Consider the following 21346-nt stretch of genomic DNA (forward strand, 5'->3'; position numbering starts at 1 on the left):
ATGAAATTATCCTGTGGATAACTTTGAGGATAACTGTGTGGAAAATGAGCAAAATCACGTATCGCAACAAAGCTCCAATGTACTGGCCTGGATTGACTATTTATGTCAGCCGCCATTTAGCTCGGCGAGATTTGATCCGGCAGCAAAATTACTGATTCAGCAATTACTTGAGGCCATGCAGGCCGGCGATAGCTGTATTGAAGCGCTTCCTGAGCAAATAGCGTTATTACATAATCTGGTGCGTGATCATGCTCAGCAAAGTACCGGGATTGCGCCCTTGGTATTTGCAGACCAGCATTTATATCTGTACCGCTACTGGCAGCTGGAACAGGCTGTCGCAGCGCATGTGGCACGGATCAAATCCCAGCCTATTGCTGCTCTGGATTTAACAGCGCGTGATCGCAGCCTGCTCTCAGACCCACAGCAGCAAAAAGCCCTGCAGATGGTGGCACAGCAAGCCTTGAGTATTATTACTGGCGGGCCGGGAACCGGTAAAACCTATACGCTGGCGCATATTATTGCGGTCTTGCATGAAGCGATGCCGACTATCCGGATTGCCATGGCTGCACCTACCGGTAAGGCAGCACAGCGCATGAAAGAGGCCCTACAGAAGGCCTTGCACAGTGAAGCTTTACAACAGTTTGAAATAGATGCCTTGCAACAATTACGACCCGTGACCTTGCACCGTTTACTGGGATTAGGTACTCGTGGTCAGCCCAGATTTCACGCCAAACAGCCATTGCCCTATGATGTGATTGTAGTCGATGAAGCCTCGATGCTGGATTTGAATCTTTCGCACATGCTACTGGCAGCAGTGCCTTCACAGGCCCGGCTGATTCTACTGGGTGATGCAGACCAGCTGGCCTCTGTCGATGTCGGAACGGTACTGGCCGATCTGCAACAGGTGGCCACGCTGCAAGACAATCGGGTCAATCTGATCACGACGCGGCGTTTTGCAGCAGGGGCCAAGATTGGGGCAATGGCTGATTTTATTCAGCAGCCACATGAAGCTGCCAATGTCCTGCAAAAATTTGAGCAGCAGCTTGTCACCGCCAGCGAATTACAAGCTATCGTTCTGGATCAGGTCGAGATTGACCAGGTACAGTTGCAATACCTGGTTTCAGGTACTGACCAGACGGCAGCGATATTGGATCAATATTATGATCAGCTGATGTATGGCTATCAGGCATATGCACAGGTGATCAAAAATAACCAGAACTCAGACGATTTTGAACAGTATGTACAACAGGTGGTCAGCACATTTGACAATTACCGTATTTTAACTGCGATTCGGTCGGGTGATTTGGGCCTGTTCAAGATCAACTTGCAGATTGAACAACGCTTTTTAACCGCCCAGGGCCAGTTGAAGCAGGGTGACTGGTATGTTGGCCGGCCGGTGATGATGACTTATAACGATTACCAGTTAGGCTTGTCCAATGGTGATATCGGCATCTGTTTTTTACCTGAGCAGTCTGGTCAGCGACAGTTTGAAGTGTATTTTCCGAGTCTGGACAAATGGGTGTTGGCTAGCCGTTTACCGAAGAGTATAGAAACCGCCTTCGCCTTAACCATTCACAAATCTCAAGGTTCAGAATTTACCCATACCGCGGTGGTGCTGGATCAATATGCAAAAAACCTGTTAAGCAAAGAGTTGATTTATACCGCAATTACTCGTGCCAAAAAAGTGGTGAGTTTATTGGTAGATCATGACGCTTTTACACAAGCGCTTTGTGTGCGTACCACACGTAAAAGTGGTTTAAGTCAAAAAATTCTTGAACAATCTACCAATTTGATTGGCAAAACATGATCAAACTTTGTAGGTAAAAGCTTACATGGATTCAGGAAATTGACGCATAGAGCTTTGACTGAGTTTTTGAGAAGATTGGTTCTACAAAATAACTCAACATGGAAAGTTGAGCATAATCGCAAAATGATAATAATAATGTCGGTAGACAGCGAACTTACAGTGAAGTGAGTAAAAGAGGAAACTTACAGCCGCTAAGCCTTGTAGTTTTGGGAGAGACTACAAGGCTTTTTTATATGCTGATTTTATCGTTGTGATTGCTAGATTTTTACTCTAATTCTCTGCTGTGATACCTGAGCTTGAATCACTAGATTGCAGCAACTAAACCAAAATAAAGTGAGACTAATGTCACATTATGTAAATTTTAGCGGAAATATTGTACGAAATAGCTTACAGCAAGAGGCGATAAACACCTCTATCCGTCTGGCCTGGATATGGCAAAATCTACCACACAAGGAAGGTGATTTTTCAACAGGATGTTTGAAAATAACAACAAGCGTAAAACGCCACAAAAACAATAAATAATAACGATAAGAGAAAGAACTACAGCGCCAAAAAGCCCGAGTTTACTCGGGCTTTTTTTTATCCAGTTTTTAGATAGACCGGCTGTAGCTTGAAACCATCCGGAATGGCTTTGGCTTGTATGAGCCTATTTAGTTCTCTACCGAAGCGATATTGGCCATATTTCATTAAACCGGGTAGCGATGCTGCTATATTCAAGATCAATAAAAAAACAGCTCTGATCTAAGCAGATGACCAATTCGGCACCTGCAAAAATGCTGATCTATTTTTGCAATTTGACGCATTTTCCCTTAAAATATGCAACTTGCTGTAGTGATGCACGGCAGTCAAGGTTTTGAATTCTCATTACTTTGATTTTTATCAAAATATATAAGCATCTCGGAGAAATCGAATGGCTTTAACTAACGCAGATCGCGCAGAGATCATTGCTAAATTCGCTCGCGCTGAAAACGACACAGGTTCACCAGAAGTTCAAGTAGCGCTTTTGACTGCTCAAATCAATGATCTACAAGGTCACTTTAAAGAGCACAAACACGACCACCATAGCCGTCGCGGTCTAATCCGTATGGTTAACCAACGTCGTAAGCTTCTTGACTACCTAAATGGTAAAGACCACGGTCGTTATGTTGCTTTGATCGGTGCTTTAGGTTTACGTCGTTAATTCGATTTAAACTTTATTTTCGGGTTTATTGCATGCTTTGTGCTTTTTTACTGAAAACTAAAGTCGGCTTGGCTTTTGGCTAGGCCAGTGGAAGGGGCGAATGTTTCGCTCCTTCTTTGTGTTTAAAAATAGTATTTAATCTGGTGAGGTCGGCTTCTAAGCTTTGTCATTTATTCGTCCATCTGGTCGAGAATGCCAAACCTTAGGGGTCTCCACTAGAAGAAAATTAGGAAAAAATAAAACATGTCGATGTTTAATATTATTCGTAAAGAATTTCAATTCGGTCAACACAACGTTATTCTGGAAACAGGTCGCGTTGCACGTCAGGCAAACACTGTAGTGATCACCATGGGTGGCGTACAGGTTCTTGTTGCCGTAGTTGCACAGCCTAAAGCAAAAGCCGGTCAAGATTTCTTCCCACTGACTGTAAACTACCAAGAAAAGCAATATGCTGCAGGTCGTATCCCGGGTGGTTATGGCAAGCGTGAAGGCCGTCAGTCTGAAGCTGAAACGTTAATTTCACGTCTGATCGACCGTCCAATTCGTCCGTTGTTCCCGGAAGGTTACTTCAACGAAATCCAGGTGACTGCAACTGTAATTTCATCTGACAAAACCATGGATGCTGACATTGCTGCAATGCTCGGTACGTCTGCTGCATTGTCGATTGCAGGTACGCCTTTCCGTGGTCCAATCGGTGGCGCGCGTGTTGGTCTGATCAACGGTGAATACATCCTGAACCCGAACCACGAACAATTGAAAGAGTCTGATCTTGATCTTGTGGTTGCCGGTACAGAAGCTGCAGTCTTGATGGTTGAATCTGAAGCGAAAGAACTTTCAGAAGACCAAATGCTTGGCGCTGTATTGTTCGGTCATGACGAAATGCAAATCGCGATCCAGGCGATCAAGGAATTTGCTGCAGCTGCCGGTGCAGTTGAGTCAACTTGGGTTGCTCCAACCAAAAACGAAGAACTTCTTGCTAAATTGAAGGAAGCATTCGAAGCGAAAATCTCTGAAGCCTACACGATTGCAGTGAAACAAGACCGTTATGCGGCACTTGATGCGCTTTATGCAGAAGCTGTTGCTCAGTTTGTTCCTGAAGAAGACGAAACTGGCATTGCTGACGAAGTAAACGAACTTTTCGAAGATCTTAAATACCGTACCGTACGTGACAACATCTTGTCTGGTAAGCCACGTATTGATGGTCGTGACACCAAAACTGTGCGTGCAATTGACGTACAAGTAGGTGTATTGGGTCGTGCTCACGGTTCAGCACTGTTTACACGTGGTGAAACTCAGGCGTTGGTAACTACAACTTTGGGTAATACACGTGATGCGCTCATGGTTGATACCCTTGCTGGTACCAAAACTGACAACTTCATGTTGCATTACAACTTCCCTGCATACTCTGTAGGTGAAACTGGTCGTGAATCTGGTCCTAAACGTCGTGAAATCGGTCATGGCCGTTTGGCGCGTCGTGGTGTGCAAGCTGTTCTTCCTGCAGCAGACCGCTTCCCGTACGTGATCCGTATCGTATCTGACATCACTGAATCTAACGGTTCATCTTCAATGGCTTCTGTATGTGGTGCTTCACTATCCCTTATGGATGCAGGTGTTCCATTGAAAGCACCAGTTGCTGGTATCGCGATGGGTCTTGTGAAAGAAGGCGAGCGTTTCGCAGTTCTTTCTGACATCCTGGGTGACGAAGATCACCTTGGCGACATGGACTTTAAAGTGGCAGGTTCTGCAAACGGTATTACTGCACTGCAAATGGACATCAAGATCGAAGGTATTACTGAAGAGATCATGGAGTCTGCGTTGAACCAGGCTTATGCTGGTCGTATGCACATCTTGAACGAAATGAACCAGGTGATTTCACGCGCTCGTCCTGAAATTTCTATGCATGCACCGACTTTCCAGGTGATCAACATTAACCCGGACAAAATCCGTGATGTGATTGGTAAAGGCGGCGCGACAATTCGTGCGATTACTGAAGAAACTAAAGCGGCAATCGATATCGAAGATAACGGTACAGTTCGTGTATTTGGTGAAACTAAAGCGGCTGCTGCTGCTGCGGTTGCAAAAATCCAGGCGCTTACTGCTGAAATCGAGCCAGGTACAATTTACGTAGGTAAAGTCATTCGTATCGTTGAATTCGGTGCATTCGTTAATATCCTTCCGGGTACAGACGGCTTGCTACATATCTCTCAAATTTCAAACGAACGCATTGCCAACGTGGCAGATGTATTGAAAGAAGGTCAAGAAGTGAAGGTTCAGGTTGCAGATGTTGACAACCGTGGCCGTATCAAATTGACGATGAAAGACATCGAACAAGTTTAATCGTCTAAATTCCCCGTGAGTTAACTCGCGGGAATGAGATATAAAAAGCCCTGAGCCTGGTCAAAGTGATTACTTTGCTTGGTTCGGGGCTTTTTTATGCATCAGTATATCTTGGCACACATGGCAAAAGTCCCTGAACCGGGCTACTGGCTGCCAATGATTAGATTGACGATCTCAGCGTGTATTATCCGGCGGATATTAGGTCAGGGGATCCGCTTCCGAACTTTTTAACAGACGATAAATTTCATCTTTCAGTTTCAGTTTTTTGCGCTTGATCGCTTCAATATCATTGTTGATATGATTGACCGGATCGAGTTCAAGCTGGCTGATTTTCTTGTCCAGCTCATTATGCTCCTCAAATAATTTGGCAAAGTAGGGGTTTTCCTCGCGAAGTTGCACAATCAAATCGCGGTATTCGGGAAACATGTATTTGATTTTCTTATTACAATCTTTGGTTTTCATAGGGATTCTTATACTCTGATCATAAAATTAAACGTAAATATGCCCTGATCTATGCTGCAGAAAGACAGATAGACAGAGCATCAAAGGACTTACTTAAAGTGCAGATGTTTGACCTCGCGGCGTAATTCCTGCACTTCATCGATAAGGTCCAGCATCATGGCAACTGCGGTAAATGACGCATCAAAATCGCGTTGCAGGCGATAGGCGCGTTGTGCACGCGAAATGTCTTCACCGAGAAACATACTGGCTGGCGTGATAGGAGACCGATCGGGCAGAATTCCATGTTCAATCAATTGCATTACCCATTCCGGGCTTTGACCGCATGCTTCTGCAAAGTGAATCAGGTCAAATGAGCGATCGTCCATAATTTCTGATGGGGGATAGTCGTGTGAAAAACTTTCTTGATACTGAATCGTAGTCATGGGTCTACTCCTTAAACAGCCAAGTGGGCAACGCTCAGAGAATCAGAAGCTGTTGCAGCAAAGTGCTTTCCGTGCTCTGGACTTGCACACTCAGAGTGATGACTCAAATGCGCATGAGAAAAAAATCGGTAGGCTCCGGCATGGGACAGATCAGGAATTCTGATCGCATCGGTCGCAGAAGCACGCGAAAAAAAGAGGGTGAAAGTGAACGCTGTTTTTATAGTTTTATGTTTTATTGACCGAGTGTATTCAAACACTTTCCTGTGCTGAATATAAGCTGTCATATCAGGGTGGCGAAGCAGACCTGATGACAGAATTGGACAAGGTTGAAGATTGATCATTATAAATGGATAAAAAATAACCGTCTTCGATCCATTATTATGACTTTGGCTATCTCAAAACAGTTTTTATTTGTACTTTATTGTTTCAAATCATGACAAAGACAAAGTGTTCAATCGCAGAGCTTTAAAAATCTTTCTGAAATTAATGTTTTAGTCTTGGAAAATGGCAACCCATTCCGCTTATTCCACATAAATATCTAAGGCCAGATTTATTTTTTTAAGCACTTCTATCTCAAAAAATAGCCTGAGCATGCATCGACAGGATTTCCTTGAATCCATAAAACGTTTTTAGTCATCCAAGCTCACCCGCAAGCTAAGGCCAAAGTTCCCTGCTGATCAGTGTGGTCATATTTTTTATCACACTGCACAATTGCTCATTCATCAGGTTGTATGTGTAGAGCTTATCCAACACTCACAACAATTTTGTCTTGCGAGGGGTATGAGCCTAGATGCAGGGAATAGAGAGAGTTAAGTACTAAAAATGATCTCTTTTTATCATGGTCATACAGATTTTACCTGCATAAAAAAAGCACTCCTGAGGAATGCTTTTTTTTAAAAACGGCTGGCAGAGAGCTGCTTAGCTCAGATGTTCACCGCATAGACCCAAAGCTTCTTCAGCGGTAAAGGTATACTGGCTATTACAGAACTGACAGTCCATCTCGATCGGATTCTGGAATTCCAGCGTTTCACGGATCGACTCTACACCAATCTGTTGCAGGGCCACTGCACAACGTTCTTTGGAACAGGTACAGCCAAATTTCAAGGCTTCAGTTTCTGGCAGGCGCACTTCTTCTTCGTTGTATAAACGGTAAAGAATTTCGGTGGCTTGCAGGCTGATCAGCTCTTCAGCTTTCAGGGTTTCTGTGAGCATGGTCAGACGCGGCCATAAATCTTCATCAACACGGCGCTGTTCTTCTTCACTGTTACGCGGCAAAAGCTGGATCAGTAAACCGCCGGCACGTTGATGATCGCTTGCCAGTACAATACGGGTTGGAATCTGTGCAGACAGATCATAATACTGCATCAGGCAACCCGCTAAATTTTCTTTATCGAGTGGCACGATCCCCTGATAACGCTCACCAAATTCCGGTTCGATATTGATAAACAGGACGGGAGAAACCAGGGTCTTCAAGACTGTGCTGCTGTCCTCGCCAACCAGAAAGTGCGGATCTTCTTCATAGTCAGCCAGAGCGCGAACTTCACCCAGGTGGCTGCATTCAGCCATTGCCCATTTAAATGTACCTGATGCCTGAATTTGCAGGCTGATCCGCCCTTTAATTTTCAGGGTACTGGCCAGCAGCGCAGTTGCCGTAAGCATTTCACCTAACAGGATCTTGACTGCAGGTGCATAGTCACGTTGCGCTAAAATGGTTTGTAAAGCTTCTTCAAGATGCACCACTTCACCACGAACAGGGCTATCTTCAATAAAAAAGCGTTGGCGTAAATCAGACATAAAATTCTCCATAACCCTGCTTTAATGGTGTCACTATTGTAAAACACAAGTTATGACAGATCATCTCTTAACGCATCAATTCCTGTGCCGTTTGTATCCTGTTGCTGCTGTGTATCCGGTTTTTCGGCTTTGTTGCGTTGATCCTGCGCAAACAGATGTTCCAGTTCAGCCAGACTGCTACGATAAATTTCATTATCTGGATGTTGATCCGGGTCCAGGTGATATTGGCTGTCGAGCAGCTTTTCATCATGACTACGGAAGCTTTCAATCTGTTGCTGGCTTGTTTCCGGATCTGCATTGATCTGGGTCAATAAGGCCTGACTCATTTGCAGTGCTGAAAAGTAGCTTTCACGCCAGATTTTGTCTACACCCAAATCCTGCAAGAGATGTACATGATGCCGGTCACGCGCACGTACCCATAAGGGAAGTTCCGGATAATTCAGCCGGATATGCCGCACGATCAGCATCGAATCTTCAATATCATCAATGGCAACAATCACTTGCTGCGCTGTGGTAATCCCGGCATGAGCCAGGGTTTCCGGTTCTGTTGCATCGGCCTGATAAAAGGGGATCCGGTACTGGGCAAGCAGTTCAGTGGCGGGTACATTGCTGTCCATGACACTGAATGCATGCTGCTGTTGCAGTAAAATCCGGGCAATAATCTGCCCAAAACGGCCAAAGCCAATCAATAGAAGAGCGGTGCCGGTTTGAGGACTGGAATCAGTTTCGAAGGTTGCCGCCAGATGGTTGTTTTGATCCAGACGCGGTAAAATCTGGCTGTGCAATAACCAGTAAAATGCCGGCGTAAGTAATAAGGAAAAACTCACCATCCACAGCAACACAGAGAGCAGATTGACCGCAATAATCTGGTCGGATACTGCAATCAGCAGCGCCAGCAAGGCAAATTCGCCACCTTGAGCCAGACTGGCTGCCAGCAAGGTACTATTGCGCCAGCTATTTCGATGATAACGTGCCAAGGCTAACGTAATGGTAAACTTGAGCAATAGCAAAGCTAAAGCACCGGCCAGAATCATCCAGGGCTGATTCAACAGATCGGATAGCTGTAAGGACATGCCCAGACTGATAAATGCCAGACCAATCAATATGCCTTGAAAAGGCCGGATTGTACTTTCTACCGTGGGCCGGAAATCTGAGTCGGCCAGCAGAATCCCGGCAAACAAGGCACCGAGAAAAAAATTCAGCCCAAGGGTATTCATCAGCACTAGCAATGCCAGAGTTACTGTAATCGCTACAATCGCATGCAGTTCATGACTGCCACTGCTTGCAATCCAGCGATACAGGGGCCGCATCAGATAACGATTGCACAGGAACAAGCCGCTTAAGCTGGCAATCAGTGCCGCAAAATAAGCCACGCCGTGTTCGGTCGAGGCAATCCCGCTAAATAAAGGAATGGCGGCAATGACAGGAATGGCCAGCAGGGCATGTATCAGCAAGATTGAATAGGCCTGCTGACCGTAGCTAGTGGCAAACTGTTCCTGCTGGTTCAGTTGCTGAATCACTAAAGTCATGGCCGACAAACTGCCAGCAAGTCCAATTACAATGCTGGCCAGCAGGCTTTGTTGCAGAAAAAACCAGGCCAGCAGGCTAAAAATCAGGGTACTCAGCAGTACCTGTACAGTCGCCATTGTCCATAATGATGGACTGATCTGGAGAATGCGTTGCGGTCTGAGTTGCAGACCGATCCAGAACAGCAATGCCAGCAGGCTGATATTCATGAAACTGTTCATCAGGTCTGGAGCCTGAATCAGATCTAACATACCTGGACTCAAGATCAGTCCTGTTAACAGATAGCCCAGCACGCTTGGCAGTCTGAGCCTTTTGCTCAGTGGCACCATCAGCAGTGCGATTAGCAGAACCAGTGTTATTTGTAACAGTATCGACATTTTCCTGCCCTAAATTTTATGCTTGATCCAGACCTTGGTTGCATGTCTTGAACATGTGCGAAGACACAGCGGCTCTTAGCTGAGTTCTTGCGGATCAATGTCCAGCGTCAGCTTCATGCTGGACGGTTTGTCCTGCAGCATATTTTGCCACCAGCTGCGCACATAGTAATGCAAACGGGGACGGTCCGCAGATAACAGCACCATATGTGACTGATAGCGTCCGGCTTTACGCTCCATCGGTGCAGGAATCGGTCCCCAGATGTCCAGTTCCAGATCGGAATATTGCCTGAGTGCAGCTGCATGTTTCTGTAAGAATTCGGTATTTTGTGCCTGATCCTTGGATTCACAACGAATCAGGATGGCATAACGGTAGGGCGGCATTCTGGCGATCTGCCGTTCTTTCAGGGTCTGCTGGGCAAAAATGCGATAATTTTCATTCACCAGGGTATTCAGCAGAGTGTGATCCGGTCGCAGGGTTTGTAGATAGACATCGCCTTTGTGTTCACCGCGCCCGGCCCGGCCGGCGACCTGAACGATCAGCTGTGCGGTACGTTCGGTGGCACGGAAATCGACACTGAGCAAGCCGGAATCGATATCCAGAATTGCCACCAGAGTTACATAAGGAAAATGATGACCCTTGGCCAGCATCTGGGTGCCGAGCAGAATCGCCGGTTCACTCTTTTGAATCTTGTCGTAAATTTTTTGCCAGCTGCCGACACGACTGGTGGAATCACGATCGACCCGAATCACTTCATGATCCGGAAAGAGTTCATTTAAATGTTCTTCGACTTTGCCGGTGCCCATTCCCAGCGTGACCAGTTCCTGATGCTGACACTGCGGACACTGTTCCGGCATACGGTGAATGGTTCCGCAGTGATGGCAATGCAGATGCTGATACGGCTGACGGTGTACGGTAAAGTTGGCATCACAGTGCGGGCATTGGGCCTGCCAACCGCAACTGCCACAAAGCAGCACGGGAGCATAGCCACGGCGGTTTAAAAAGATCAGCACCTGTTCTTTTCTCTCCAGCCGTTTTTTGATGTCCTGAATCAGATGCAGGCTGATACCATGCTGCTTTTGTGCGACTTTTAAATCCAGGATATGAATTTTCGGCATCAGTGCAGTACCGGCACGTTGATTCAGCTCCAGTACCTGCATTTTGCCATGTTCAACCAGTGCATAACTGTCAATACTTGGCGTGGCTGAGCCCAACAGCACCGGACATTTTTGCAAATGCCCGCGATACAGCGCCACATCACGGGCATGGTAGCGGAAACCTTCCTGCTGCTTAAAAGACAGGTCATGTTCTTCATCCAGAATGATCAGTCCCAGATTTGGTATCGGGGTATAAATCGCGGAACGAGTGCCGAGTACAATCGAAGCTTTTCCTGTTTCTGCCGACTGCCAGGCCTGTAGCCGTTTGGAGTCATTCAGACCCGAGTGCAGCAGGGCAATATGACAATGGAAACGCGATTGAAAACGGCTAATGGTTTGTGGCGTCAGGCCGATTTCCGGTACTAAGACCAGTACCTGTTTGCCCTGTTTCAGTACCTGCTGCATGATTTGCAAATAGACTTCGGTTTTGCCGCTGCCGGTCAGACCATCCAGCAAAAAAGCCTGATACTGATTGCGGTATTTCAATACCTGATCAATGGCATGCTTCTGTTCAGGATTGGCCGTCAGTGGCATCTGTGCCAGTTGCATCGGCTGCGGACTGAAATCTTGCGGCTCCAGTACACAGGCACAAATCTGTTTCTTCTCCAGTGCTTTTAAGGTCGCGGTTTCGATTCCGGCCATATTCAGCACATTTTCTGTGGTTCCCACCGGATGCAGTTTTAAAATCCGATAGGCTTCCTGCTGTTTTTCCGAGCGGCGTACTTTCGCTTCAGCATCAGGGTCAAGCAGTTTCCAGGTACGTGCCAGCAAATTATAAGGCTTGCCCTGGCGTAACAGCGTCGGCAAAGCACTGTGTACCACTTCACCGATTGGAAACTGATAATATTGCGCCGACCATGTCAACAAACTTAAAACTTTCTCATCTATGATGGCACGTTCATCCAGCAGTTCAGTGACAGGCTTGAGTTTAAAACGTGGGTCGACAGGCGTATCGGCGGCCAGTTTTTCGATAATCACCCCGACCAGATTCTGCCGTCCAAACGACACCAGGACGCGTGCACCGACCTGGGCCTGCTTAAACTGTTCTGCATTCATGCTGTAATCAAAACAATCGAATACATGCACCGGAACAGCAACGCGTACGCGACAAAGTGGACTGGAATCGGGATGAGAATTTTGCATATCTTGGGCTGGATATCCTGAAGAAATTTCGTCGTGCTTAAAGTATGGTTATGGTAGAGTGAACAGATAATTTATATCAAAGAATATGAATGATTTCGGTGGTCTGACGCAACAGCGTTGAGCAAAATTTTGGAAAATTAGAGCATTACAATGCCTGCATATCAGTTTATTGCGCTTGATGCTTCAGGAAAGCAGCAAAAAGGCGTGCTGGAGGGGGATTCTGCACGTCAGATCCGGCAACAATTACGGGATAAGGCACTTATTCCGGTTTCTGTTGATCCTGTCGAGAAAAAAGACAAACATTATCGGCGTAAATGGTTTGAAAAAAGCATTACCGCCTATGATCTGGCCTTAATGACCCGGCAACTCTCGGTGCTGGTGGCGGCCGCCATTCCGCTGGAAGAAGCCATTCGCGCCGTCGGCAAACAAAGTGAAAAAGTGCATGTGCAAAACCTGCTAATGTCAGTGCGTTCCAAGGTGCTGGAAGGGCACAGTCTGGCGCAGGGTCTGCAGCAGTCCGGGCGTTTTCCGGAACTGTATATTGCCACGATTGCAGCCGGTGAGCGTTCCGGACATCTGGATCTGATTCTGGACCAGCTGGCGGACTATACCGAAAACCGTTTTGCCATGCAGAAAAAAATCCAGGGTGCGATGGTCTATCCGATCATCCTGATGTTGATGTCCTTTGCTATCGTGATGGGCCTGATGACCTATGTTGTGCCGGATATCGTCAAGACCTTTGACCAGAGCAAAGATGCCTTGCCCTGGATTACCGTAGCCCTGATGAAAGCCAGTGATTTTATCCGGATTGCCTGGCCATTTTTACTGATCGGTAGTGGTTTGGGCGTTTTCCTGCTGGTGCGTTTTTTGAGAACCACGGCCGGGCATTATGCCTTTGACCGCCTGACCTTGAAACTGCCGCTATTTGGAAAATTGTCTCGCGGGATTAATGCGGCACGTTTTGCCAGTACCTTGTCCATTTTGACCCAGTCAGGTGTGCCTCTGGTGGATGCATTGCGTATTGGTGCAGCGGTCAGCAATAACTGGGTAATTCGTGATGCGGTCAATCTGGCAGCCGAAAAAGTCACCGAAGGCGGCAACCTGGCGACCCAGCTGGAACGCAGTGGTTATTTCCCGCCGATGATGGTACAAATGATCAAAAGTGGTGAAGCTTCCGGTGAACTGGATCGAATGCTGGAACGTGCATCCCAGATGCAGGATCGCGAAGTGACCACACTGATTTCGACTTTACTGGCTTTATTGGAACCTTTAATGTTGGTGCTGATGGCCAGTATTGTGCTGGTGATTGTGATTGCGGTGATGCTGCCAATTGTGAATATGAATAATATGATTTAAATACAAGTCGCTTAGAATCCTGCTGTGCTCAAGCTACAAGTGGAAATTCTGAATGATGCAAATGCATGAGAGAGATTAAATGAAAAGGAATCAATTAAATAAACAGACGGGCTTTACCCTGATCGAAGTCATGGTGGTAATTGTGATTCTAGGAGTGCTTGCTGCATTAATCGTACCGAATGTGATGGGACGTGGTGAAAAGGCCAAAGTCGATACTACCGTAATCAAATTGCAGAGCATTGCAGGTTCACTGGATCAATATAAGCTGGACAATGGTAAATATCCAAGTATGCAGGAAGGCGGACTGGATGCACTGGTTAACCAGCCGGCAACAGCCAAAAACTGGGTACCCGGCGGTTATGTAAAAGGGGGCTATCCTAAAGACAGCTGGGATAATGACCTGCAATATGTGATGCCAGGCAGCAATGGCCGTACTTTTGATCTGTATTCATTTGGTGCAGATGGTCAGGCAGGCGGTGAAGGAACTGATGCTGATATTTATTATCAGCCTTAACTGAGAATCATTATAAATTTCCGATAGATGGAATATATCACTTCACTTGATAGGCTATTTTAATACCAGGTGAAGTGATAATAGGTCTTAATTATAATAAATAATACAAGCTGCTGAAAAACAATAAGATTTATTAATAAAGACTATATGCGAGTTATAATAAGAATTATTCCCATATTTATCTATTACAATTATCGTAAAATATGAATAAATATACACTTTCTATTTACACAAAAAAGCTCATAATGATCTGAACGGCACTTGACGAGCCAACGGAGAAGCATATGAAAGCATTAATCTTAGGGGATGAAATAAACCAATTTCATTGGTCGATGCTGAAATCTGTTCTTCTGGTTTTAAGCATGTTACCCATGAGCCAGGGCATCTTGCATTTATGGCAGACCACTGAAGGCAGCAGCCAGATTATGGTGGGTTTCTTTGCGATCAGCTTGATGAGTTCTTTATTCGTATTGTGCTTCTGGTCAGCGCTTAAAGCTTCCGTGTTGCAGTTAGGACAGCAGGTTTCTGTATTTGAAAACCTGTTGCTGCAGATTTACCGTTATCTTCCGATGTTATCCCTCGCCAGTATGATCTCGTATTTGGCGATACAGTTCTAACATTTGAAATATAAAAAACCGAGGCACTTGACCTCGGTTTTTTATTGTCCTGAGAGTACTTCCCTTGAGTCAAGGGAGGCTAGGAGAGACTGATAAGAGCGATCTGGAATCTCCCTGGATCCTTGTTTGTAAAAAGGGGGCTTGAGCGAACTATCTTCTCGACTTAAAGCTGACATCCACCTTGCGCGGACGGAAGCGCCACCCCAAAAGCAAGAGTAGAACCGAGAAGATCATCACTGGCCAATCACTTAGCTTCATATAGGGTGTTTCGCCTTGCATCGCCGGCAATTCACCACGCAATACTGCTTCCTGATCCATCGGGGCTTTTTTCACAATGTGGCCATTGTGGTCAATAAAAGCCGTCACGCCGGTATTGGTGGCGCGGATAAACCAGCGGCCATTTTCCTTGGCGCGCATTTGTACCATCTGCAGATGCTGCAAAGGTCCCGCAGTGCCGGTAAACCAGGCATCATTAGACACGGTCACCAGAAAATCACTCTGGCTGGCATTGCGGCGGGTCAGGTTTGGATAAGCCACTTCATAACAGATCGCAGAGCCTAAGGGATGATTTTTCACATTCAATGGCTTCTGGTCATCTGCACCACGGGAAAAACCGCTCATTGACGGGTCATTTTGTAGCGCCGGCAGAACCCAGCTTAACCAGCCTGAAAGTGGAATGTATTCACCAAAGGGCACCAGACGCTGCTTCTTGTAAAGGCCGTCAGCCTCATCACCACTGGCCATGATGCTGTTGTAATATTTTGGATAACCTTCAGCTTGCGACTCTGGCAAATCCCAGTAAGGAATCCCAGTGACCCAGGCAGTCCCGGATTTTTCTGCCTGAACTTTCATGGCTTCCAGAAAGGCTTCAATATCGGTCTGGAACATCGGAATCGAAGATTCCGGCCAGACAATCAGGTCACGGCCCCATTCGGTCTTGCTCAGATTGGCATAGATCAATAAGGTTTTTACCTGATATTCGGTCAGCCATTTCAGATCTTGCGGAATATTGCCCTGAATCAGTGAAACTGTCAGTGGCTTCTTATCCTTTTGTTCCACAAAAGTCAGCTGTGCTGCACCCCAGGCACCGAGCAGTAAAACTACGGCTGGCACGGCCCAGAACAGACGTCGGTTCAGGATCTCGACCAGCGCACAGGCCAGGATAATCACCACAAAAGACACCCCAAACACCCCGAATAATGGCGCGTAGGCATCGAGGTAGCGTTCGGTAAAGGCATAACCTGCAAATAACCACGGGAAACCGGTGAAGACCCAGGTTTTAGACCATTCAAACAGCACCCAGAGCGGGGCAAAGGTCAAAGGCGTTTCCGGAAAAAAGCGCCGATAGAGGAAGGTCTGCACCGCAGTAAACAGCCCCATCACCAGCGCCATGATCAAAATCATCACCACACTGAGGAAGGCACTGGTATCGCCGTAGACATGGATTGAGGTATACAGCCAGAAGGCGCCCACAAACCATAAGCCGATCCCATAGGCCCAGCCAATGCCAAAGGCCTGTTTGGAAGTACGACCGCGCAAACAGGCATACAGCAGTGCCGGAGACAGAATCGCCAGCCACCAGTAATGATAGGGAGCCAAGGCCAGACTGAAGATCGCACCTGCGAATAAGGCAATTAAGACCGGATAGATGAGCGGTAACGGTTTTTGCTGTTGAGACGAACTCAACAGCTTATCGAAATACGCCCTCATTGGCGCACAGCTCGAATCAGGTGAATGGAGCGTGAATCTGCTTCAAGAATGGTAAATTGCCAGTTTTCCAGCTCGATGGTTTGACCTTCAAGGTCATTGACCAGACCAATTTCCTGTAATAACAAGCCGCCCATGGTTTCTACTTCATCGTCAGAGAAAGTTGCATCCAGCATGTTATTAAAATGTTCAATCGGCGTCAGCGCTTGTACCACCCAGGTATTGGCAGTAGCCGGGTCACTGTCCGGAACAATGAACTGTGCTTCTTCATCGGCATTGTCATGTTCATCTTCAATTTCCCCGACAATTTCTTCCAGAATATCTTCTAGCGTCACCACTCCGGATGTGGTGCCGTATTCATCAATCACCACGGCAATATGGGTCTGGGTGTTTTTCAGCATGCGCAGCACCTGATCCGAACGGGCACTTTCTGGTACAAAAAGAGGCTGACGCATGAGGGAGCGAATATCGACTTTAGCATTCGGTTCGGTCAGAAAAGGCAATAAATCCTTGGCCAGCAGAATTCCGACCACGTTATCGGTCTGATCGGATGAAAATACCGGAAAACGTGAATGCGCAGATTCGACCAAAACATGCAGGATGTCCAGCAGTTGGTCATCTTCCTGTAAGCTAATCATTGACGTACGGGGCGTCATGACTTCACGAATTTTGGTTGCCGGAAGGTCAAGTACGCCTTCAAGCATGGCAACCGTATCGGGTTCTAAAAATCGACGTGAATCTTGTACTAATTTTAGCAGTTCGTCGCGAGTTTCGGGTGCAGTTCCCAGCCATTTGCGTAAGCCGCGCATACCCCACGACGGGCCTGATTCCTCGTGCATGATTTTTCCTGAAGACTCTTAATATCTAAAAAAATGTAATTTTATCATACCGCAGAAAATACGCTTGTCTATTGCAAATATTATGTGCAGTCATGATCGCCTGAGTCAGGGTCAGGTTTAGTTAGATGCACTCTGGCAAAGCAGCAATGCAACAGCGGGATTATGCTAAAATATTTTCAGTCTTCCACTGCTGAGTATAGCGATGTCCGCAACTGAAATTATTCCAAGCCTGCAACTGAATACCCGAGGTTTACGCTGTCCTGAGCCGGTGATGATGTTGCATCAGGCGATCCGTAAATCCAAGGCCGGTGATGTGGTTGAGGTGTTTGCTACCGACAATTCAACCTCTTGGGATATTCCGAAATTTTGTATGCATTTGGGGCATGAGTTGCTGTTGCAGGAAGAGCGACTGGATGAAAATGGCCATAAAGAGTTTCATTATCTGGTGAAAAAGGGCGGCTGAAATAACAGCTATAAAAAATCCCTGCACTTGGCAGGGATTTTTTTGGCTGAAGAAAAATCAAAGATTTTTCTCTTGCACGATGGTCGAGCAGTGCTCGACTTAATCATCGCTCATATCTAAATTACATATTTGGATATGAGAAGCATTGCTTCGCAAGGTTATCCTAACGTTACATGTTAGGATAATTAGGACCACCGCCACCTTCCGGTGTTACCCAGGTGATGTTCTGCGACGGATCTTTAATGTCACAGGTCTTGCAGTGTACACAGTTGGCTGCATTGATCTGGAAACGCTTGGAACCGTCATTATTTTCCATGATTTCATACACACCCGCCGGGCAGTAACGCTGTGCTGGTTCATCCCATTTAGGTAAATTCACTTCCACCGGAATCGAAGCATCAGTCAGCTTTAAATGCGCAGGCTGGTTTTCTTCATGTACGGTATTGGATACAAATACTGAAGACAGACGGTCAAAGGTCAGCTTGCCATCCGGTTTAGGATAATTCGGTTTAAACGTTTCAGCCGCCTGAGTTTTCAGTGCCGCATGGTCTTGTACCAGATCATGCAGGGTAAACGGTACTTTAAACACGTTCTGATCGATAAAGTTAAATGCACCACCGATCCATTGACCGAATTTATGCATTGCCGGGCCAAAGTTACGCGAGTTATATAACTCTTCTTTCAGCCAGCTTGCATCAAACTTGTCTTTATAGGCGGTCAGTTCTTTGACAAAGAAATCTTCGCCTTCAACTACACGCGCAACCGCCAGATCACCGCCTTTTTCCACACCAGCCGCAATCGCTTCAAATACCGCTTCACCGCAAAGCATGCCGGACTTCATTGCCGTATGTGAACCTTTGATTTTGGCAAAGTTCAGGAAACCAGCATCATCACCAATCAGAGAGCCACCCGGGAAAGTGAATTTCGGTAGCGAGTTAAAACCGCCCTTGGTTACGGCACGCGCGCCATAAGAAATACGCTTGCCGCCTTCCAGATATTGCTTGATTAGTGGATGGGTTTTCCAGCGCTGCATTTCCATAAATGGATACATATGCGGGTTGGTGTAGGACAAGTCCACGATCATGCCCAAGGTCACCTGGTTGTTTTCGGCATGGTACAACCACCAGCCGCCACTCGAGCCGGTTTCATTGAGTGGCCAGCCAGCACCATGCATCACCAGACCCGGTTTGTGCTTGGCCGGATCAATTTCCCACAGTTCTTTGATCCCGATACCGTAATGCTGCGGATCTGCATCTTTGGCCAGGTTGAACTGTTCGATCAGACGTTTACCGAGGTGACCACGACAGCCTTCAGCAAAAATGGTGTATTTGGCATGCAGTTCATAACCCGGAGTAAAGTTATGCGTTGGTTCGCCATCTTTACCAATGCCCATGTCACCGGTCTGGATGCCTTTCACGGTACCGTCAGCATGATACAGAATGTCCGATGCAGCAAAGCCCGGGAAGATCGACACTTCCAGTTCTTCCGCTTTCTGGCCTAACCAGCGCACCACATTGCCCAGCGAGATGACATAGTTGCCATCGTTATGCATGGTTTTTGGCACCATCCAGTGCGGGGCTTCTTGTGATTTTTCATCTGAAAGCAGGAAGAAAGTTTTATCTTCGGTCACCGGCACATTGAGCGGTGCACCTTGCTCTTTCCAGTCCGGGAATAATTCATTGATGGCACGTGGTTCAAGTACCGCACCTGACAGGATATGTGCACCGACTTCGGAGCCTTTTTCTACGACACAAACGGACAAATCATTTAAGTTGTTTTCAATTGCAAGTTGACGGATCTTGATCGCAGCAGATAGACCTGCAGGGCCTGCGCCGACGATGACGACGTCAAACTCCATCGATTCACGTTCGATGTGTTCCATGTAGGACTCCTCATATTACTATTCGGTGGCAACCATAATCGGGTGATTGGGTGCTGCCATAAGTGTTCTTGGTTCCTAGACACAAAAATACAGGTGTCTTTGATAATCTCGGCTAGTATAGTTTTAAAGCCGGTTTTAGCCAATTGGCTGAAACATATTATTTTTCCGTCATTAAGGTCTTCTTTTATGGATAAGCCAGTACCTAGCATACATCCGACGAAAAAAGTAACTTCTTCCGATGATAAAAATTTAATGGATATCGCACAATACTTAAAAGATGCACAAGGCAGTCACAAAAGGTCAATACCCCCTTTGGAACAGTGGCAGCCAAAGCATTGCGGCACAATGAATCTGAAGGTTTTAGCCAATGGAGAATGGTGGCACGAAGGTCAATTGATCAAGCGTCAGCCGATGATTGACCTGTTTGCTACGGTGCTCTGGAAAGAAAATGATAAATTCTATTTAAAAACACCGGTAGAAATGATTGAAATTGAAGTTGAAGATGAACCTTTATTTGTCAATCAGGTCGATCAGGTCGAGATCAATGGAATGACTTATCTGCAACTGGGCACGACCACGCAGGACCTGATTATTGTGGATGCCGAACATCCAGTTTTTATGCGTGAATATCAAGGTGAACTGCGACCTTATGTACATGTGCGTTTTGGAATCAATGCCCTGATTCAGCGTGCAGCATTTTTACATCTGGTCGAGATGGGAGAGTTGAGTGAAAATGCCGATGCTGAGGCAGTTTTAAGCTTGAAAAGTGGTGATTTAGACTTGCATTTGAGCACCTGAGGTTTAAGCTTGTTCGCTAGAGTTTTTGCAACAAGCCACCTGCAAAGTTATGAGCGCTATTCAACCCGTTTCCCCGCTATTAGACCCGATGCCCCATGCTACGCCAGATGCGCCGATTGGTATTTTTGACTCGGGCGTCGGTGGCTTGTCGGTGGCGTTGGAAATTGCCCGCTATTTGCCCAATGAGCGTTTCATCTATTATGCCGATACTGCACATGTACCCTATGGCCCCAGAGATGATCAGGAAATCCGTGCCCTGACTGCTCGCGCGATTGAATGGTTATATCGTCAGGGCTGTAAGGTTGCGGTAGTAGCCTGTAATACAGCCTCTGCTTTCAGTCTAGATTATTTGCGTGAATATTATGGCGAAAACTTTCCTATTATCGGTCTGGTACCTGCACTGAAACCTGCGGTCTTAAATACTCAGTCTAAAACAGTTGCGGTATTGGCAACACCGGCCACCTTTCGCGGGCAACTGATTAAAGATGTGATTTCCCGTTTTGCCGAACCTGCCCAGGTTAAAGTGCTGCCGGTTACCAGTCTGGATCTGGTGCCCTTTGTCGAAGCGGGTGCGCAAATGAGCGCAGCCTGCTTGCAGACTTTAAAAGAGATTTTACAACCAGTTGTAGATCAGGGCGCTGACTATCTGGTACTGGGATGCACGCATTACCCCTTCCTAAAATCGTCAATTCAGTATATTTTTGGTCAAAAGCTGACATTAATTGACTCGGGATTTGCAGTTGCGAGACAAACGGCCCGAATTTTAATTAAAAATGAGTTATTATTTGAGCATGAACGTAAACAAAGTGTGAAAATTGAATTGGTGCTGAGTGGGCAGAATGCTGAACAACTCCGGCCGATTTTGCAGCATCTGATTCCTGCCGACATAAAATGGCAGGTCAGTAATATGAGTGCAGTTTAAAACTCATTTTTATAATTTTAAAAGAAAGATATTTTTATTTTGGG

General features: G+C 46.4%; 17 protein-coding genes. 9 read left to right on the plus strand and 8 right to left on the minus strand.

Translation table 11 applies throughout. From position 1 onward, the window contains the following. Positions 1–37: 37 nt before the first annotated feature. The 3 genes from recD to pnp all read left to right on the plus strand — a co-directional run bounded on the left by recD (position 38) and on the right by pnp (position 5324). Positions 38–1807, plus strand: coding sequence for an exodeoxyribonuclease V subunit alpha (recD, locus tag AC3IT7_RS01330; protein WP_489249129.1), 1770 nt, complete (start codon positions 38–40; stop codon positions 1805–1807). A gap of 910 nt (positions 1808–2717) precedes the next feature. Further along, the gene (rpsO, locus tag AC3IT7_RS01335; RefSeq protein ID WP_004637724.1) at positions 2718–2987 is read left to right on the plus strand and encodes a 30S ribosomal protein S15; all 270 of its coding nucleotides are present in this window, start codon (positions 2718–2720) and stop codon (positions 2985–2987) included. Between the two features lie 249 nt (positions 2988–3236). Continuing rightward, positions 3237–5324, plus strand: a complete 2088-nt coding sequence (pnp, locus tag AC3IT7_RS01340; protein WP_475655390.1) for a polyribonucleotide nucleotidyltransferase — start codon at positions 3237–3239, stop codon at positions 5322–5324. A 198-nt stretch (positions 5325–5522) separates the two neighbouring features. Here pnp and AC3IT7_RS01345 read toward each other — a convergent pair whose 3' ends face one another. The 5 genes from AC3IT7_RS01345 to AC3IT7_RS01365 all read right to left on the minus strand — a co-directional run bounded on the left by AC3IT7_RS01345 (position 5523) and on the right by AC3IT7_RS01365 (position 12204). Further along, positions 5523–5786 carry an HP1242/YdcH family protein gene (locus tag AC3IT7_RS01345; protein ID WP_475655378.1) on the minus strand — a complete coding sequence of 88 codons (264 nt, stop codon included), beginning with the start codon at positions 5784–5786 and terminating at the stop codon, positions 5523–5525. A gap of 89 nt (positions 5787–5875) precedes the next feature. After that, complete coding sequence (locus AC3IT7_RS01350) at positions 5876–6208, minus strand: chaperone modulator CbpM (protein ID WP_475655379.1); 333 nt, start codon at positions 6206–6208, stop codon at positions 5876–5878. Between the two features lie 918 nt (positions 6209–7126). Further along, on the minus strand, positions 7127–8002 hold the full coding sequence (gene hslO, locus AC3IT7_RS01355) for an Hsp33 family molecular chaperone HslO (protein WP_489249130.1): 876 nt from the start codon (positions 8000–8002) through the stop codon (positions 7127–7129). Positions 8003–8052: 50 nt separating this feature from the next. After that, complete coding sequence (locus tag AC3IT7_RS01360) at positions 8053–9906, minus strand: cation:proton antiporter domain-containing protein (protein WP_489249131.1); 1854 nt, start codon at positions 9904–9906, stop codon at positions 8053–8055. Positions 9907–9981: 75 nt separating this feature from the next. After that, positions 9982–12204, minus strand: a complete 2223-nt coding sequence (locus AC3IT7_RS01365) for a primosomal protein N' (protein ID WP_489249132.1) — start codon at positions 12202–12204, stop codon at positions 9982–9984. Between the two features lie 150 nt (positions 12205–12354). Between AC3IT7_RS01365 and gspF the strand changes: the two genes are divergently transcribed. The 3 genes from gspF to AC3IT7_RS01380 all read left to right on the plus strand — a co-directional run bounded on the left by gspF (position 12355) and on the right by AC3IT7_RS01380 (position 14691). After that, positions 12355–13560, plus strand: coding sequence for a type II secretion system inner membrane protein GspF (gene gspF, locus AC3IT7_RS01370; RefSeq protein WP_489249133.1), 1206 nt, complete (start codon positions 12355–12357; stop codon positions 13558–13560). A gap of 79 nt (positions 13561–13639) precedes the next feature. Next, complete coding sequence (gene gspG, locus AC3IT7_RS01375; RefSeq protein WP_475655384.1) at positions 13640–14074, plus strand: type II secretion system major pseudopilin GspG; 435 nt, start codon at positions 13640–13642, stop codon at positions 14072–14074. Positions 14075–14358: 284 nt separating this feature from the next. After that, positions 14359–14691 carry a hypothetical protein gene (locus tag AC3IT7_RS01380; protein ID WP_489249134.1) on the plus strand — a complete coding sequence of 111 codons (333 nt, stop codon included), beginning with the start codon at positions 14359–14361 and terminating at the stop codon, positions 14689–14691. A gap of 150 nt (positions 14692–14841) precedes the next feature. Here the strand turns inward: AC3IT7_RS01380 and lnt are convergent, their stop codons facing one another. Together lnt and AC3IT7_RS01390 are read right to left on the minus strand one after the other, a co-directional pair. Further along, positions 14842–16401: an apolipoprotein N-acyltransferase gene (gene lnt / locus AC3IT7_RS01385; RefSeq protein WP_489249135.1), complete on the minus strand. Its 1560-nt coding sequence runs from the start codon at positions 16399–16401 to the stop codon at positions 14842–14844. Next, on the minus strand, positions 16398–17237 hold the full coding sequence (locus tag AC3IT7_RS01390; RefSeq protein ID WP_489249136.1) for a CorC family transporter: 840 nt from the start codon (positions 17235–17237) through the stop codon (positions 16398–16400). Before AC3IT7_RS01390 ends, lnt begins: the two co-directional genes overlap by 4 nt. A 202-nt stretch (positions 17238–17439) precedes the next feature. Between AC3IT7_RS01390 and tusA the strand changes: the two genes are divergently transcribed. Then, positions 17440–17700 (plus strand): sulfurtransferase TusA, encoded by a 261-nt coding sequence (tusA, locus tag AC3IT7_RS01395; RefSeq protein ID WP_475655388.1) that lies wholly within the window; start codon positions 17440–17442, stop codon positions 17698–17700. 169 nt (positions 17701–17869) lie between these two features. Here the strand turns inward: tusA and AC3IT7_RS01400 are convergent, their stop codons facing one another. Continuing rightward, a complete protein-coding gene (locus AC3IT7_RS01400; RefSeq protein ID WP_489249137.1) occupies positions 17870–19582 on the minus strand; it encodes an electron transfer flavoprotein-ubiquinone oxidoreductase in 1713 nt (570 codons plus the stop codon). 186 nt (positions 19583–19768) lie between these two features. Here AC3IT7_RS01400 and AC3IT7_RS01405 point away from each other — a divergent pair, with 186 nt between their 5' ends. Together AC3IT7_RS01405 and murI are read left to right on the plus strand one after the other, a co-directional pair. Then, on the plus strand, positions 19769–20380 hold the full coding sequence (locus AC3IT7_RS01405) for a DUF1285 domain-containing protein (RefSeq protein WP_489249138.1): 612 nt from the start codon (positions 19769–19771) through the stop codon (positions 20378–20380). 49 nt (positions 20381–20429) lie between these two features. Continuing rightward, positions 20430–21302, plus strand: a complete 873-nt coding sequence (gene murI, locus AC3IT7_RS01410; RefSeq protein WP_489249139.1) for a glutamate racemase — start codon at positions 20430–20432, stop codon at positions 21300–21302. The last annotated feature ends 44 nt before the right edge of the window (positions 21303–21346 follow it).

This window comes from Acinetobacter sp. KH_038, assembly GCF_057839405.1.

Excerpts from the sequence above, each read along its gene's own strand:
- AC3IT7_RS01365 (WP_489249132.1), bottom strand. The coding sequence starts at position 12,204 with ATGCAAAATTCTCATCCCGATTCCAGTCCACTTTGTCGCGTACGCGTT.
- hslO (WP_489249130.1), bottom strand. The coding sequence starts at position 8,002 with ATGTCTGATTTACGCCAACGCTTTTTTATTGAAGATAGCCCTGTTCGT.
- AC3IT7_RS01350 (WP_475655379.1), bottom strand. The coding sequence starts at position 6,208 with ATGACTACGATTCAGTATCAAGAAAGTTTTTCACACGACTATCCCCCA.
- gspG (WP_475655384.1), top strand. The coding sequence starts at position 13,640 with ATGAAAAGGAATCAATTAAATAAACAGACGGGCTTTACCCTGATCGAA.
- gspF (WP_489249133.1), top strand. The coding sequence starts at position 12,355 with ATGCCTGCATATCAGTTTATTGCGCTTGATGCTTCAGGAAAGCAGCAA.
- rpsO (WP_004637724.1), top strand. The coding sequence starts at position 2,718 with ATGGCTTTAACTAACGCAGATCGCGCAGAGATCATTGCTAAATTCGCT.
- tusA (WP_475655388.1), top strand. The coding sequence starts at position 17,440 with ATGTCCGCAACTGAAATTATTCCAAGCCTGCAACTGAATACCCGAGGT.
- AC3IT7_RS01400 (WP_489249137.1), bottom strand. The coding sequence starts at position 19,582 with ATGGAACACATCGAACGTGAATCGATGGAGTTTGACGTCGTCATCGTC.
- AC3IT7_RS01360 (WP_489249131.1), bottom strand. The coding sequence starts at position 9,906 with ATGTCGATACTGTTACAAATAACACTGGTTCTGCTAATCGCACTGCTG.
- AC3IT7_RS01390 (WP_489249136.1), bottom strand. The coding sequence starts at position 17,237 with ATGCACGAGGAATCAGGCCCGTCGTGGGGTATGCGCGGCTTACGCAAA.
- AC3IT7_RS01405 (WP_489249138.1), top strand. The coding sequence starts at position 19,769 with ATGGATAAGCCAGTACCTAGCATACATCCGACGAAAAAAGTAACTTCT.
- lnt (WP_489249135.1), bottom strand. The coding sequence starts at position 16,401 with ATGAGGGCGTATTTCGATAAGCTGTTGAGTTCGTCTCAACAGCAAAAA.
- AC3IT7_RS01380 (WP_489249134.1), top strand. The coding sequence starts at position 14,359 with ATGAAAGCATTAATCTTAGGGGATGAAATAAACCAATTTCATTGGTCG.
- AC3IT7_RS01345 (WP_475655378.1), bottom strand. The coding sequence starts at position 5,786 with ATGAAAACCAAAGATTGTAATAAGAAAATCAAATACATGTTTCCCGAA.
- murI (WP_489249139.1), top strand. The coding sequence starts at position 20,430 with ATGAGCGCTATTCAACCCGTTTCCCCGCTATTAGACCCGATGCCCCAT.
- pnp (WP_475655390.1), top strand. The coding sequence starts at position 3,237 with ATGTTTAATATTATTCGTAAAGAATTTCAATTCGGTCAACACAACGTT.